The following is a 14,490-nucleotide window of genomic DNA, read 5'->3' on the forward strand; positions in this document are numbered from 1 at the left end:
CTGCGAGGACGACAAAGTTTTTAATAAAGCGGACACCAGGCATACAAAAAAAACACTTGGTGGCTTAAAGCCCCAAGTGTTACACGTGATTTTTCCGATAAAACGTTCGCAAAACATGCGTTTCAAGGTCAGCCAGACGGACAGGGATCGGCAGCCTGCTTTCTCGATTGATCATTTTCATTGTGATCTGATAGCTGCTTTCTAAATCAATGTTATGTCCGCAAGACAAGAAGATAGGCTTCACGTCCCGCCGTGTCCGAAGCGCCCGGCCATATACCTCGCCGTCAATGAGAATATCGGTGTAGGCGCCTACTTCATTTTCAGGCATCTCAAAATCGCAGCCTTTGATTTTAAGATAGGTTTTCGCAATCCCAATCGTCGGCTTTCCCAGAAAAAAAGCCGCATGAGTGGCAACGCCCATATGATTGTAATGCAGATACCCGTTGCCATCAAACAAGAAGACATCCGGCTCCGTCTCCAGCTTTTTCGCCGCCTCGATGATCAAAGGCAGCTCGCGAAACGCAAGAAAACCGGACACATACGGCACGCTGATTTTCCCCATGCTGTGCACCTTTTCAATGACTTCTTTTGTATCAGCGTCAATCACGATCATACTGCACACCCCGTACGGTTCCCCGTCCTGCTCCCAATAGGCGAGGTCGACGCCTGCGCATGTATTGACGGATTCTGGATGGATGACGGGGGATAGGTTGATTTTATGTATAAGAGATTGTTGAGTTCGAATAAAATCCGATTCATCTTTTTGTTCAAAATCGTGAATTTGATGTATTTTCATTTCACTTGTTTTCCTCTCTTCGCGCTCAATTGTCCTGTGTGTCGATCTAGCGAAGACTCCTTATGCTTCATTGAAAAAAGCAAATAGTATAATCTGCTTTTTATTAATATTCATTTTTCATTTCTTTCATAAAAATAAGATCCAATTGTTTAAGTAATTCTTTAAGTTCAGTACACTAGAGGATTTTCCCAATCTTCGTTTTTTATCAGTTCAATGCCATAACTGCCGGTTGGATCTCCTTCTGGGTACCATCCTACGTCAAGCAGCAAATTTTTTGTCTTATGAGAAATCTGCAGGAGATCTTGATTAAAGTCAAATAACCAAGCATCATCATTTTCCTCTAGAGTTTTAGGATCAGTATCTTTTAATGTAATATAATCAACAGTCCAACCAGCCGGTATCTTAAGCCTTAAGAAATTGGGAACATGTTGGCTTAGCGGCTGCAAACCCTCTAAAACCCCACTTCCCACAGTCCAGATTTGATATTCTAACTCTTCCAATAATTGTTCCATTTCATCAAAAGATTCATCTTCATAAATCTTATCTGTTTTTAAGCCCGCTACTATGACATGGTATTGATCATTTTCAAATATTACCTTAATAACAGCATTACGTTTTTCATTTTGTAGTTTTAGTAATTCATATTTTTCTCGCATTCTTTTTTCTGAACTTAAATTGTTCAGTACTACAGACCAGCCATTACAGATTTTTAATGGCAGCAATTGAGAAATATGGTCTCTGTCCATCCTGCTTCTCCTTGTACTCCACATTGTTAAATTATTATAAAAAAACTTGCCGATAACAACACGGCAAGCTCTTAACTATAGCAATTCTAATACATCAGTAAACAAGGCATCTCCTAATGTTAATCTCCTGTTGAAAGGCTGTATATGTGGCAATTCACTCCACTCATACACAGTATCGTAGTAATCATACAAATAACTGAGTTCGATAAACCCTTTCTCTTGCATTATTTTATTAATATAGTTCGTTCCCTGAATGAATTCTAAAGATTCAGTTAAGGCTTTTCATTACTAGAGGTTATTGATTTTGTCTTTATAAACTTTTAAAATTGTTGTGTTTAAATCACTAATTTCTGAGAAATGCCATTCAAACGTCGTTAGAATTCTATGAAGTTCAAATAACATTTTCTCTATTTCATCACCATCGTTCTTATCCAATGAACCAAAATTGTTTAATATAATATCTAAATCTCTAGTTAACACCCTAAAATCCTCAAGGTTCTCGTACTGTTCATCTAAATCTTCTTTATTTATAATATTAATACTTGAATTAAGTTTATCTAGTATGTCCAATATTCCTTCTAACTTTTTATCCATATCAATTCCTCCACTGTTATTTCCACCCCTTAACTACTCGTCCAAGTGCTTTCTTAGTCTTGTCAGGGTTTAAAGTACCATCTAAATTCAATACGTATTTCACATTTCCCGTCTTATCTATTACTTCTAAATGGTCTTTGTGTAATGCGTCAAGATAAACTCCATAACCCTTTTTCAGATATTGGTTATCAGTTTTCTTTTCCACCTTATAAATTGATTGTCCATCGTACTTTACTTTTGATTTTGATAAGGAATTACTTATTTTTTTTCCAAATTCCATATCAAAAAACTCATTCATATTTGAAACAGGTTTAACAATACCCTTAATACCTTTACCACTACTAGCCATCTTCACAATCCCAAGATCCTTCACAGCCGTCTTTTCTACATCTACCCGGACTGTCGGGATTCCGATCGTGAAGCCATCCGGAGTTACTGGGCGTTCTGCGTACACGCGGACGTTTGTCGGGACTTTGAATTGTTTAACTTTTTCTAGTGTCTTGTTAGCTTTTTGAACTTTTGAATGGGTTGCAAGCGGTATGCCTTTGTTTACATGCTTCGCCAGTGCGCCGGCACCAACCAAACTCAACGCCGCTTCCAGCGCTCCTTGCTTCCGTTTTTCCTCAGACACTTTGTTTCCGAACATATCTCTGCCTGTGACGGCTTCTGAGAATCCGTTTGAGGCGACGAGGCCGTATGCGCCCATTTCTGTCATTTTGAGAATGTCTAAGGATTTTCCGGTTTTATAGGCATCTAAAGCATGTTCTGCGGCAATGACGGTTTTTCCGGTTTTGTAAATGGCTTTTCCGCCTTTGAAAGCGCGGCCCGCCCAGCCGACGACCGGTATGAATCCGGCGGCGGCCATCGCTCCTGCTGTGACGCGTTCTGCGGTGGAGAGTTTTTCGCCGGTCACCGGATCAACGCCTTCAGCTGCTCTTTTATAATCATAATAGCCGGTGACTTCGCCGGTAAAGTTGCAGATGCCGTCCCATGTTTTTTCGTACCATGGTTTATTGGCTTCTTCTTCAGCCTTTTCCTGAAGCCGTCTTGCTTCGGCCTGCTGGGCTTTTGCGTCAATATAGTCCGTGCCCTGTTTTTCTGTCGCCTTGACGCTTTTGTAGATTTCATTGCTGTGGAAGGCTTTTTTGTCATAGTACATAGGGGAGGCGCTTTTCCCGTTCCTGGTGGCCTGCATGAGAACGGAATATTTGCTGAGCACTGCGTTGTCCAGAGATTCTAAGTTTTGATATTCAGCGGTCAGGGATTCATCAAGCGTATCGACTGCCGTGATCGTGTCACGTCTGGTTTTCTGGGCATCACCCATTTTATCTGCGTAATCATCCAGCGTATATGTATCGAGATGAATAATATCGCTGATGCCAGACAAAATCGAATCGATTTCTGCTTTATGAGCGGAGACAATCTCTGAAGCTCTCAAATCCGCATTGGGCAGCTCATGCTCTAAAAACGAAGTCTCCGCATATGAATCGCTGAGTTCTTGATCTTTAATGTCACCTGAAATGCCATTTAAAAACGCAATTTGAGCAGAGACAAGCGTCAGCCAGCTGTCGGCGATTTCCGCTTGTCCCTGAAAAAAATCTTTTATATTGTCTGCGCCTTTCCCTTTCAAAGCATCACCCAGATCGGCCACGCCTTGAAAGGCTTGTTTGAGCGCACGCAGCTGCCCTTCAAGGGCTTCGTATTGTTTCTTTCTCTTATCTGCTTCGTCCGTTAACGATTGTGATTCAAACACTTTGCTCATCGGCAAGTCCTTTCTTTCGTTATTTTACGGCGATCGCCTCGTCCTGTTCCTTCAAAGAATCTACGTTGTCTTTAACGTCCGCGATATTCTTATGAACGGCCTGCTTGTATTCGCTGATCATCGATACAAGCTTTGCCTCGCGTGATTGGTATTTGGAGGTATAGTCGAGCTTGTTTTTTCCGTTTGAACCGGCGTTCCCGATAGAAACGGCCTCCAAAGCGCTGCTGACGGATTCAAGCTGCTTCATGACGGCTCCGTATTTGAGTTTTATTTCTGCCATTAAAACCAACTCCAGCTTTTTTTGATTGATTGTATTTTTTCTCCGACCGTGTCAAGGGCTTCTTCTCCCAGCGTCAGCAGGTGCTCTGCCTCTCTCGCGATGCTTCTGGCGGCAAGGAGCCCTCCTTTTTCAATTTCAAGCTGTGTCATCTTTAAGCCGATTCGGTAAATATAACCGTCGTATTTGTCTGTGACGATTCTGTATGCTTCTGTATGGGCCTGATCGCGCCGGTCATCAAATTCTTCAGCAAAAGTGCCGGTCCAATGATGATCCAGGTGCGGCCTGAGGATGTCTCTGATTTCAGACACGCCCTCTTCCTGCAGAGATTCTATCTCTCTTTTCGCTTCTTTTAATTTATCAATTTGGTGTTCGATCTCGCCCAGTTTATGGCTGATCGTGCTGTTAATATGGCTTAATGTGCTTGAATGGCTCATCTGTTTTCACCTCGTCTTACGCAAAAAGTCGTACAAAAAGCACAGACTTTTCCATACTATATTTCCATATATTATATTTTAAAATAGACAGAAAGCAGCTTAAATAGGTTAAATGACTTATTTTCAGCAGCCGAGATGCTCATCATTAACGCCAAAAGACTCACATAAACGGCATATCCATTCATTGATCTCCTCTATGTATCCATGATAAATTCCCTAAAAAAAGGAGACAGTGATTAACCGTCTCCTTTGCCTTGTATCATGAGTCTAATACTGTCGTTAACTGCAGTCCCAGTTGTACAAAACGTTTGAGAAATCTTTTTTCTTCAAATCTTCCGGTCTGATAAAGAAATTGGCGATTCCCACATCTCCCCACATCGAATCAATGTCATCATCTGAATCAATTTGCAAGAGCAGAATCGTATGGTTTTGATGGGAATAAGACCGCGGATCTTCCTGGGTGAAGGACGCATAGCCGCCGATTTTATGGCCGAATGCGTTCACCGTATATTCGTCATACACCTCATCGTCAAACTGCTCGAAATAGTCGAAGGCATCCATCCCGGCATATTGCCTGAATTGAAAATCAGACGGGAGCACCCATTCAGCAGACAGCTCAGGGGTGATCAGCGCTTCGGATTGAATCGGAAAATCGTACTCCTCTTCAACCTGAACGAAAGAAAAATCATCCATGAGCTCCTCTTCCCGATCTGTCACGTGCTCAAAATATTTGACGGAGAAACCCGTTTGCGCGCACCCGTCGTCAAAATTCAAACCGTATACGTCATCACTGACCGATACGTAAAACTGAAGAATGCCGGTGTCCGGAAAATCAGGAAGTCCGGGCATATCCGCAAAATTGATTTGGGCGAGAAGCTTCATCGGCCTGCCGCTTTCATCTTCAGGATATGGTTCATGTTTCGGAAAATAGGGGTCTCCGGCAATTTTACTGTCATACCGTCCCGTTTCAGCTTTTTTGACGTGCAGTTTGATAAAGGGCCGTGCTGACGTTTCCAGCAGACCGCGGGATGATTCCATTTGCTTCGGCAATTTCCATGTGTTTTCCACGATTAATATCTCCTTCGTCTCTAATGATTGTATGATAAAAGGCCGGCGCGGACCGCCGGCCTTTCAAGTGACAGAATCAGTCTGAGGCACGACGGCTCTTCTTCCGATTGAGATATATTCCACGCCGGCCTGTTCCGCTTCCTCAAGCGAGTGGCAGTTTCTCCCGTCGAAAATAACCGGGGTTTCCATCAGCTCTTTGTACGCTTCAAGCGGGAAGTGTTTAATTTGTTCCCAATCTGTCAGAATCAGGACGGCATCCGCTCCCCTGACGGCTTCTTCTATGGACTCCCGATAGGAAACCGCAGCCGGAAGCAGCCCGGAAGCCCGGAATGAAGCGATCGGATCGTACGCTGTCATCCGGGCGTCAAGAGCCGCCAGACGATCCGCAATGACAATGGACGGGGCATCCCGCATATCATCTGTATTCGGCTTAAAAGACAGCCCTAATAACGCGATGGTTTTCCCCGTCACACCGCCCAGCCTGTTCAGCACTTTATCAACCAGCATGGACTGCTGGTTATTGTTGACTTTAATGACGGACTTCAGCAATTCAAAATCATGCTCCACATGTCCCGCGATCTGCACGAGGGCGTTTGTATCCTTCGGAAAACAGGAACCGCCGTAACCGATGCCGGCTCTTAAGAATTGATTGCCGATCCGTTTATCCAATCCCATTCCGTGTGCGACTGATTCCACATCCGCACCGACTTTTTCACATATATGAGAAATTTCATTAATAAAACTGATTTTTGCCGCTAAAAATGCGTTTGACGCATATTTGATCATCTCAGCGCTTCTGATGTCCGTATGATATACCGGAATCGCAAGCGGCGCGAAAACCCGGTCAAGCGTTTCCCGCGTCTGCCGGTCTTCAGCCCCGATCACGATGCGGTCGCCGTGAAAGGTATCGTGAATCGCCGAACCTTCACGGAGAAATTCCGGATTCGAAGCGATTGAAATGTTCACGTCCGCTCTCAGCCTTGAATGAATAACTTCGCTGATCCTGTCATTCGTTCCCACGGGAACCGTGCTTTTTGTCACGACGATCGCATCTTTAGAAATATGTTCGGCAATCCGTTCGGCGACATTTTCAATATAAGTAAGGTTTGCGTGCCCATCTTCTTTTTGCGGCGTTCCGACCGCTATAAAAATAACGTCCGCTTCCGCAAGCCCTTTTTCGTAGCTTGTTTCAAATGCCAGCCGATGCCGGCCGATATTTCGTTTCATCATATCTTCAAGGCCCGGTTCAAAGATAGGGGACAATCCCTTTCTCATCTGCTCAACCTTACGTTCGTCAATATCAATGCATGTTACGTCATGGCCGATTTCTGAAAGAGACACTCCTGTCACAAGACCGACGTAGCCTGTTCCGATCACTGTTATTTTCATCGTGTTCCCCCAACCGTTTAGAAATTGCTGCTGGGCAGCTTACCGTTATTATCATATGATCCCGGCGCCGGCGGAATGCCGGAAGCCTGAGGCCATGATAGGAAAAAACGGCGCCGGCCGCTGATAATAGCATAAGCATAAACGAATCATCTTGCAAAACAGCCGCTTACGCTTCATTTAAACGGGATGGAGACGACGATTAAAAAAGACCCCAGCGCTTACGGCGGGCCACAGGCAGCGGAGGTTCCTTATAAACGGCTTTGTTTTCAGTGAGAAGCGCCGCATTTTCCGTAAGCATGTAAATCAGCTCCGCCCCTGCTTCTTTTTTCAGAACGCCGAGCGCCTCCTGATAATAAAAATTCCTCGGTCCGAGGTTATGGGCGTCAGATGCGAGAAAGTGGATCAAATTCGCTTCCATCAGCTGCAGCGAAAAGGATTTCGCTTTCCGCCCGAATGCTCCGGCAATGCAGCCGGCCGTCACTTGGGCGGCCGCCCCTTTCTTCACAAGACTGTAAAGGACGGAAGGGTTTTCGCGAATTTCCCTGTTCCGCTCCGGATGGGCGATGACGGGGACATATCCGTTCAGCTGCAGTTCATAAAACAGCCTTTCAGCGTAGGCCGGGACATGATCCGCCGGAAATTCCGCCAGCACATACTTTGTATTATGGAGCGGGACAAGCGAGCCGCTTTGAAGACCTGCCAGCAGATCTCCGTCTATTCTGATTTCCTGGCCGGGCAGGACAGTCAGCGGAATGCCTTCCTTATTCAAACGTTTGTTTAACAGGCTGACCGCTTCGTTGACCGTATGCCGATCCGTGTCATAGCGGTATTTCACATGATGCGGCGTCGCGATGATCGTATCAATCCCCTGTCTGACCGCTTCTCTCGCCATCTTCAGGCTTTCTGTATCATCCGCCGCGCCGTCGTCTATGGAAGGAAGGATGTGACAATGGATATCTATCATATTTCAATCCCTCCTTAAAAAGAATGGACCGCGCCCATTGTGACATTATTGTCCGTAATAGGCGTAGTCCGAATGTTTCGTTTGTTTCTTCCCGTTCATAACGGCCCCAAGGAGCTTGCACGGGCAGTAATCGAGCGCTTCTTTCGCCTTGGCCGCTTTTTCCTTGTCCGTTTTCCCGCTTGAGATCACCATAATGGCCCCGTCAGTGTAGCTGCCTAATATTTTCGTATCGGCTACGGCCAAAACGGGAGGCGTGTCCAAAATCACCTTATCATAAACTGCGGCTGCTTCTGACAGAAGATCTTTCATGGCACCCGTCGATAAAAGCTCCGCCGGATTGGGCGGGATCGGCCCGCTCGTTAAAATATCCAGGTTTGCTTCATCAGCCGGCAGGACGGCTTTCTGAAACGGCAGCTGTTTTAACAGCAGCGACGTTAATCCGGTTCCGTTATCCAATTTGAAGGTGAAATGAACCGTCGGTTTGCGCAGATCCGCATCAATTAAAAGCACTTTTTTCCCCTGCTGTGCAAATACGACGGCAAGGTTGGCCGCGGTTGTCGATTTTCCTTCTTCCGGACCGGCGGATGTGATCAAAAGGGACTTCACCTCCGTATCAACGGAAGAAAATTCAATGTTTGTGCGGATCGTGCGATATTGTTCTGAGTTGATGGATTTCGGCTCAGACATCGCAATCACGCTTCGTTTTCCGGGTTTGTCTTTTTTACGCGTCAACATGTCCGCCTCCCGCTTGTTTGGTTTCCGCCATCCTCACATTTTTGGCAACGCTGTCTTTTGTACTGATTGAAGTAACCGTTCCCAGGATCGGGATGCCGAGCAGCGCTTCCAGCTGTTCTTCCGATTTGATCGTATTATCCAGATGTTCCAGCAAAAAGGCGAGACCGATTCCGCCCAAAAGTCCGGCGGCAAACGCAATCGCGATGTTCAGCTTACGGTTAGGCTCTGCCGGTGACTGGCTGTCCGACGCTTCGGCCTTTGAAAGGATGCTGACATTATCAACGTTCATGATGGCGGTGATCTTGTCCTGAAAAACGGATGCAACCGCATTTGCCATAACGGCCGCCCGCTTAGCATCCGTATCCCGAACGGCAATCGTCACGACTTGTGAATCCTGCTCGCTGGATACCGTGATTTTCGATTCCAGCTCTTTCGAAGTCATGGACAGATGCAGCTGTTTAATCACCTCATCGAGGATGACCGGGCTTTTGATGATGACATTATACGTGTTGATTAATTGGAGGTTGGTTTGAACGTCATTGAATTGGACTTCTTTTTGATTGTTTTTGGATTGGCTGACCAAAATTTGAGTTGAGTTTTCATAGACCGGCGTAAGAGCGAAGAAACTGATGAGACCGCCTGCGGAAGATGCCGCCGCGGTAATAATAAGTATAAACAGCAGACGCTTTCTCAGTATTGCGAATATTTCCTTTATGCTTGCAGATTCTCCCATATAACCTCCATATCACTTTCCGTGTATTCCCATTCCCTCCAATGATCTTTTCCAATTACGATTATACAGCTTTGAACTGTCATTTCTAACCTTTTCAAATGACAAAATTCGACAAAAACAGACAATCACTTCAATCCGATTTATATTTGTAAGCGCTTTAAATGCTGGTGTCACAGGAAGATTAAAAAATCCCGCGGCCAAGAGCCTGCGGGATTTTATGTTGCATATCCATTTTTAATATAAGAAATCAAATTCTCAAGCATTTCTTTTGTGGTCATCTCAGAGGACTGCTCACCGATGTCGTGCGCATGCATTAAAATCTTCAGAAACTCCTCTTGATCTAACTTCGTTTTCTTCATCATTCGTTTCCTTTCGGCTTCCATTAAATTGAAAACAAGATTATTATATGCTGTCGGGTGCTGTTTTGCAATCTCTAATACATCATTCGACACATTCGGGTTTTTATGTCCTTTTTTAGGAAAAACTTTTTCCGGGCCATGTGTTGCGATATAATAGAGGAATTGGAATCTTTTTATTTTGTGACTCGTTAGGAGCGATAATCATGCTTCAGGATATGATTGCTAAAGAAGATGTGCTCGCAGCGGCTGAACAGCTTAAAGAACTTCTTCCTTACAATGAAGACAATGTTCAGCTGATGAAGAAAGCACTCATTTTATATCGGCAGGATTCCGTCTATCGTATACAGGTTCAAACCCCGACAGAGATTTCCGCATATGTGCAGGATGTTGTGCCTGTAAGGGTCACGCTGAACTTATTTTTCATGGTGAAAAGCGGCTGCGCATGCCCGTCTGAGGCGATCTGCCGCCACGTGCTCGCCGTTTTTCTTTACGTATATGCCCAATTCGAGCGGGTCGGTACCTTTACCGAACATTGGCTGGAAAGAGAAAAGCTTGAGGAAAGCAGGGAGCTTGTCCGCCGGCAGTTTCAGGAAAAAGTGCTGCCGAATGAAGAGTCGCTGTCAAGCTGGCTCGCTTTTTTTGATTCGGAATTCTCGCTGTGGGAGGCGCGGACGCCGGCCGGAAGCCAGACGATGCAGGGCCTTTATTACGGCTATCTGTCAGCGCTCAAAAAACACGCCCCGAAAAAACCCGAGCTTAAAAGCTTATATCAGATTCATTCGGCGCTTGCCGTCTGGCTTCACATGTTCACTTTGATTGAGTCAGGCAGATTGGATGCCGAAAAAGATTATTACAGCATTAATCCATACGTGGAACAGCTGATGGATACGATTTATTCCTCCATTGACAGACTGAAAACGTACGCCTTGTCTTTTTCACTCGATCCTTTTTTAGACCGGACGCCTCCGGTGCTCCGCAGACTGCTTGTGAAAGAAGAGCTTTTTCAATACGAACGCCTCCGGGTATTCGGTGAAATGTGGAGCGCGCTTTTGAACCGGCCGAAATGGGTCGCGCGTGAACAGGAGATTCTCGAACAGGAAAGCGGGCGCCGTTTTTCGCCGGAAGTGCGGTTCGGACGGCTTCATCTGGCCTTTTTGCAAAAAGATGATGAAGCGGTCTTTGAAGATATATCCCGCTTCCCTCCTGAAGCGCTGCCGTACACCTTTCAATGGCTCGGTGAACTCACCGCGAAAAAAGACTGGAAACGGCTGAAAGCATGGTATGGCCGGATCGAACCGCTTGCCGTGAACTATACGAAGCTTGATAAGCCGTTTAAAGAAATGCGCGACATCATCGGAGAGCTGTTTGCGCTGTTGGCGGATTATGCGCGGCACTCACGGGATGATCAGCTGTTTGAACGGTTTGCTTCCGGCTGCCTTCCCTATACCTTTACCGAATACAGCCAGTACCTGTACGAAAAACGGCGGTACGCGGAATGGGTGGAGATTCACAGCCTCGTCGGTTTTTCCGTCTGGGAAATCGAAAAGGACATCCTGAAGGAAATTGCCGCCAGTGATCCGGAAGCGCTCATCCCCTCCTATCACCGGGCTGCGGCCTTTTTTATCGACCAAAAAAACCGCAGCGCCTATAAAGAGGCTGCGCGTCATCTGAAAAAACTGCGGACGCTTTATAAAAAGGCAAAAAAACAGCAGGTTTGGGAGCGGTATATCAGCCGGCTGAGCGCAAGCTACAAGAGGCTGCGCGCCCTTCAAGAAGAATTGCAGAAAGGAAAGTTGATTGATGGCGAGTCTTAAGGAAATTTTCATTCATGTTGAACAAATGGAAGATTGGACATTTACGCTGTCAAGCCATGATGAGAAGGAGCAGCCGCTTACTCTCAGTCAGATGAAGACTCATTTGTTCCAATGGCATGAGTCCACCTTTTACGGAACGTTTCTTGAAGACGTCAGCTTCATCGGCACTCCGGCCGTTCTGCTCAGCCCTTGGATGACCGTCGAGCTGCTTGGAAAAAACTCGTTCAATTCATTCAGCACCGTGCAGCTGACAAAGGAAACGGAACCGTTAATCGAAGCGGCTTCGACGATATACGAATTTATTGCCGACGGCGATTTTCTTCCGGATTATGACGCATGGCAAAATGGTGTCCTGCGCTTCAAAGACCGCGAGCTTTTGCTTGAAGGCTTTACGGCAGACTGGTTCTCAGCCGCGGTACAGGACTACATTCAGTACAATGATGACCTGCTGGAAAAATGGCGGCGGATCGAAACCCGTTCGCCGGCCGTTCATACGTTTAAAGGCTCCTTTTTGGATGAAGATGATTTTCTCGAGGGAATCGGTTGGCATGACGATCTGACGCCGTTTACCGTCGGGCTCCGATTAAACGAGCCTGATTTCGACGGTGACGACTGGAAAATCGAGATGTTTTTACGTGAGAAAAAAACCGGCTCCATCACCTTTTTCGACGGATTGAAGGGTCTGAAAAAAGCGTGGCAGGCATACAGCGGAAAAATCGCGCGCGAACAGGACCGCTTCCGCAGAACGGTTCCCTGGCTTTCGTTTGATTCAGGAACGACGCTGATCTCTGAAGAAGAGGCTTGGATCTTCTTATCGGAAGCGAGTGAGACGCTTGTCGATATGGGTGTGGAGATTCTTCTCCCATCATGGTGGCAGATTGTCCGGGACAGCAATATGATGCTCAAGGCGAAAGTGTCATCCTCCCCGCGGGGCGAGTCCTTCGTCGGCATGAACGCTCTGCTTGATTTCAACTGGAGATTCGCCACAAACGGAATTGAGCTGACAGAGGATGAATTCAATGAGCTTGTCGCAAACAACAGACGTCTCGTCAACATCCGCGGCCAATGGGTGAAAATTGATCCGCAATTTATTAAACAGATGAAAATACTGATGGAAAAAGCGGAATCTGAGGGCCTCCACATGTCCGACGTGCTGGCGCGCGAACTGATGGATCACGGGGAAAACGGAGCCGAGGACACGGACATCATTGACTCATCGGCATTTGCCGGGATCAAGATCGAATTATCAAAGCATCTCAGAAGCCTGATCCGCAAACTGACGGATGCCGGGGATCTGCCGGAGCATGAAGTCAGCGCCGCGTTTCAGGGCCAGCTCCGCCCTTATCAGATGTACGGCATGAACTGGCTTCTGTTTTTACGGGAAAACGGCTTCGGCGCCTGTCTCGCAGATGACATGGGACTTGGAAAGACGATTCAGATGATCGCTTATTTTCTCCATGTGAAGGAAAGCGGCCGGCAAAAAGCGCCTGCCTTAATCATTGCGCCGACATCGGTGCTCGGCAACTGGCAGCGTGAGCTCCAGACCTTCGCGCCGCAGCTGAAGGCCGTGCTTCATTACGGCCCCCGCAGGCCGAAGGGCGAAGCATTTGTCCCGGCCTATCAGGACGCGGATGTCGTTCTTACTTCTTACGGCCTCTCGCACGCTGATCAGGAAGAGCTTTCTTCCGTGACATGGAGCACCATCTGCCTTGATGAAGCGCAAAATATTAAAAACGCGCATACGAAGCAGTCCCGCGCAATCAGAAAGCTGAAAGGCGTCCATCATATTGCGCTGAGCGGAACACCGATGGAAAACCGCCTGACAGAGCTTTGGTCGATCTTTGATTTTATGAACAAAGGCTATCTCGGCAGTCTGACCGGCTTTCATAAAAGCTATGTGCTGCCGATTGAAAAAGACCGTGACGAAAAAAGAATCAACCAGCTTCAGCAGTTAATCCGGCCGTTTTTACTGCGCCGGACAAAACGGGATGAAGAAGTGGCGCTTAATCTTCCTGACAAGCTGGAACAAAAAGAGTTTATCCCGCTCTCAGCCGAACAGGCATCCCTTTATGAACAGCTTGTCAAAGATACATTTGAACATATGGCTTCTCTGACCGGGATGCAGCGGAAAGCGCTGATTCTGAGCATGCTCGGCCGCTTGAAGCAAATATGCGACCATCCTGCGCTCTATTTGAAGGAAGAACAGACAGAGCTGTTAAACGGGAGATCCGTCAAACTGGAAAAGCTGCTTGACTTAATGGCGGCGATCCGCGGACAAGGGGAAAGCTGCCTCATTTTCACCCAATACATTCAGATGGGCAACATGATGAAGCGCCTCCTGGAAAAAACATTCGGAGAACCGGTTCAGTTTTTAAACGGAAGCCTGTCCAAGCAGGAACGCGATTCTCTCGTCGAACGGTTCCAGAAGAAAGAATACCCGACGCTGATTTTGTCACTGAAAGCGGGCGGAACCGGCCTGAATCTGACGGCTGCCAATCATGTCATTCACTATGACAGGTGGTGGAATCCGGCGGTGGAAAACCAGGCGACCGACCGCGCCTACCGAATCGGCCAGGAACGGTTCGTCCACGTTCACAAACTCATTACGACGGGAACGATTGAAGAAAAAATTGATGCCATGCTCGAAACGAAACAAACTTTGAACGATCAGATTATCCAAAGTGAAAATTGGATTACCGAGCTGTCATCCGATGAGCTTGAAGAATTATTCACCCTCAGCGCATCGGCGCAATCACATTAAACGCAAAAAGACCGGCTCTCTCGGGAAGAGCCGGTCTTTTATGTCGTCCTTACTG

Annotated in this window: 13 protein-coding genes and 2 pseudogenes; 2 read left to right on the forward strand and 13 right to left on the reverse strand. The window is 46.6% G+C overall.

The genetic code is table 11. From position 1 onward, the window contains the following. Positions 1 to 79: 79 nt before the first annotated feature. The 13 genes and pseudogenes from OWN49_RS07665 to OWN49_RS07725 all read right to left on the reverse strand — a co-directional run bounded on the left by OWN49_RS07665 (position 80) and on the right by OWN49_RS07725 (position 9,860). Entirely contained in the window at positions 80 to 796 is a 717-nt protein-coding gene (locus tag OWN49_RS07665) for an endonuclease V (protein WP_077722960.1), read from the reverse strand. Positions 797 to 899: 103 nt separating this feature from the next. Next, a pseudogene (locus OWN49_RS07670) lies at positions 900 to 1,542 on the reverse strand (hypothetical protein). Positions 1,543 to 1,617: 75 nt separating this feature from the next. Beyond that, positions 1,618 to 1,812: pseudogene (locus OWN49_RS07675) on the reverse strand (hypothetical protein); the annotation flags it as partial. Between the two features lie 18 nt (positions 1,813 to 1,830). Beyond that, positions 1,831 to 2,136, reverse strand: a complete 306-nt coding sequence (locus tag OWN49_RS07680) for a hypothetical protein (protein ID WP_003151282.1) — start codon at positions 2,134 to 2,136, stop codon at positions 1,831 to 1,833. 16 nt (positions 2,137 to 2,152) lie between these two features. Further along, positions 2,153 to 3,898, reverse strand: coding sequence for a ribonuclease YeeF family protein (locus OWN49_RS07685; RefSeq protein WP_176283578.1), 1,746 nt, complete (start codon positions 3,896 to 3,898; stop codon positions 2,153 to 2,155). 19 nt (positions 3,899 to 3,917) lie between these two features. Further along, complete coding sequence (locus OWN49_RS07690; RefSeq protein ID WP_007614257.1) at positions 3,918 to 4,178, reverse strand: YwqI/YxiC family protein; 261 nt, start codon at positions 4,176 to 4,178, stop codon at positions 3,918 to 3,920. After that, positions 4,178 to 4,612 carry a DUF5082 family protein gene (locus OWN49_RS07695; RefSeq protein WP_003151273.1) on the reverse strand — a complete coding sequence of 145 codons (435 nt, stop codon included), beginning with the start codon at positions 4,610 to 4,612 and terminating at the stop codon, positions 4,178 to 4,180. The genes OWN49_RS07690 and OWN49_RS07695 overlap by 1 nt, the downstream gene beginning before the upstream one ends. A 279-nt stretch (positions 4,613 to 4,891) precedes the next feature. Continuing rightward, positions 4,892 to 5,680 carry a YwqG family protein gene (locus tag OWN49_RS07700; RefSeq protein ID WP_077722962.1) on the reverse strand — a complete coding sequence of 263 codons (789 nt, stop codon included), beginning with the start codon at positions 5,678 to 5,680 and terminating at the stop codon, positions 4,892 to 4,894. A gap of 63 nt (positions 5,681 to 5,743) precedes the next feature. After that, positions 5,744 to 7,069: a UDP-glucose dehydrogenase family protein gene (locus OWN49_RS07705; RefSeq protein WP_025649367.1), complete on the reverse strand. Its 1,326-nt coding sequence runs from the start codon at positions 7,067 to 7,069 to the stop codon at positions 5,744 to 5,746. A gap of 199 nt (positions 7,070 to 7,268) precedes the next feature. Next, positions 7,269 to 8,033, reverse strand: a complete 765-nt coding sequence (locus OWN49_RS07710; RefSeq protein ID WP_077722964.1) for a tyrosine-protein phosphatase — start codon at positions 8,031 to 8,033, stop codon at positions 7,269 to 7,271. A 45-nt stretch (positions 8,034 to 8,078) separates the two neighbouring features. Then, on the reverse strand, positions 8,079 to 8,768 hold the full coding sequence (locus OWN49_RS07715) for a CpsD/CapB family tyrosine-protein kinase (RefSeq protein ID WP_014305982.1): 690 nt from the start codon (positions 8,766 to 8,768) through the stop codon (positions 8,079 to 8,081). Next, positions 8,755 to 9,501 (reverse strand): YveK family protein, encoded by a 747-nt coding sequence (locus OWN49_RS07720; RefSeq protein WP_070082498.1) that lies wholly within the window; start codon positions 9,499 to 9,501, stop codon positions 8,755 to 8,757. The genes OWN49_RS07715 and OWN49_RS07720 overlap by 14 nt, the downstream gene beginning before the upstream one ends. A 215-nt stretch (positions 9,502 to 9,716) precedes the next feature. Then, entirely contained in the window at positions 9,717 to 9,860 is a 144-nt protein-coding gene (locus tag OWN49_RS07725) for a hypothetical protein (protein ID WP_003151259.1), read from the reverse strand. 203 nt (positions 9,861 to 10,063) lie between these two features. Here OWN49_RS07725 and OWN49_RS07730 point away from each other — a divergent pair, with 203 nt between their 5' ends. Both OWN49_RS07730 and OWN49_RS07735 read left to right on the forward strand, forming a co-directional pair. Then, a complete protein-coding gene (locus OWN49_RS07730; RefSeq protein ID WP_069473606.1) occupies positions 10,064 to 11,674 on the forward strand; it encodes an SWIM zinc finger family protein in 1,611 nt (536 codons plus the stop codon). After that, positions 11,661 to 14,435, forward strand: a complete 2,775-nt coding sequence (locus OWN49_RS07735; protein ID WP_060673911.1) for a DEAD/DEAH box helicase — start codon at positions 11,661 to 11,663, stop codon at positions 14,433 to 14,435. The genes OWN49_RS07730 and OWN49_RS07735 overlap by 14 nt, the downstream gene beginning before the upstream one ends. Positions 14,436 to 14,490 lie beyond the last annotated feature (55 nt).

The sequence above is a fragment of the Bacillus sp. NEAU-242-2 genome (assembly GCF_027853835.1).
GTDB classification, from domain to species: domain Bacteria; phylum Bacillota; class Bacilli; order Bacillales; family Bacillaceae; genus Bacillus; species Bacillus velezensis.

Excerpts from the sequence above, each read along its gene's own strand:
- OWN49_RS07680 (WP_003151282.1), bottom strand. The coding sequence starts at position 2,136 with ATGGATAAAAAGTTAGAAGGAATATTGGACATACTAGATAAACTTAAT.
- OWN49_RS07725 (WP_003151259.1), bottom strand. The coding sequence starts at position 9,860 with ATGAAGAAAACGAAGTTAGATCAAGAGGAGTTTCTGAAGATTTTAATG.
- OWN49_RS07695 (WP_003151273.1), bottom strand. The coding sequence starts at position 4,612 with ATGAGCCATTCAAGCACATTAAGCCATATTAACAGCACGATCAGCCAT.
- OWN49_RS07705 (WP_025649367.1), bottom strand. The coding sequence starts at position 7,069 with ATGAAAATAACAGTGATCGGAACAGGCTACGTCGGTCTTGTGACAGGA.
- OWN49_RS07730 (WP_069473606.1), top strand. The coding sequence starts at position 10,064 with ATGCTTCAGGATATGATTGCTAAAGAAGATGTGCTCGCAGCGGCTGAA.
- OWN49_RS07690 (WP_007614257.1), bottom strand. The coding sequence starts at position 4,178 with ATGGCAGAAATAAAACTCAAATACGGAGCCGTCATGAAGCAGCTTGAA.
- OWN49_RS07715 (WP_014305982.1), bottom strand. The coding sequence starts at position 8,768 with ATGTTGACGCGTAAAAAAGACAAACCCGGAAAACGAAGCGTGATTGCG.
- OWN49_RS07710 (WP_077722964.1), bottom strand. The coding sequence starts at position 8,033 with ATGATAGATATCCATTGTCACATCCTTCCTTCCATAGACGACGGCGCG.
- OWN49_RS07685 (WP_176283578.1), bottom strand. The coding sequence starts at position 3,898 with ATGAGCAAAGTGTTTGAATCACAATCGTTAACGGACGAAGCAGATAAG.
- OWN49_RS07665 (WP_077722960.1), bottom strand. The coding sequence starts at position 796 with ATGAAAATACATCAAATTCACGATTTTGAACAAAAAGATGAATCGGAT.
- OWN49_RS07735 (WP_060673911.1), top strand. The coding sequence starts at position 11,661 with ATGGCGAGTCTTAAGGAAATTTTCATTCATGTTGAACAAATGGAAGAT.
- OWN49_RS07720 (WP_070082498.1), bottom strand. The coding sequence starts at position 9,501 with ATGGGAGAATCTGCAAGCATAAAGGAAATATTCGCAATACTGAGAAAG.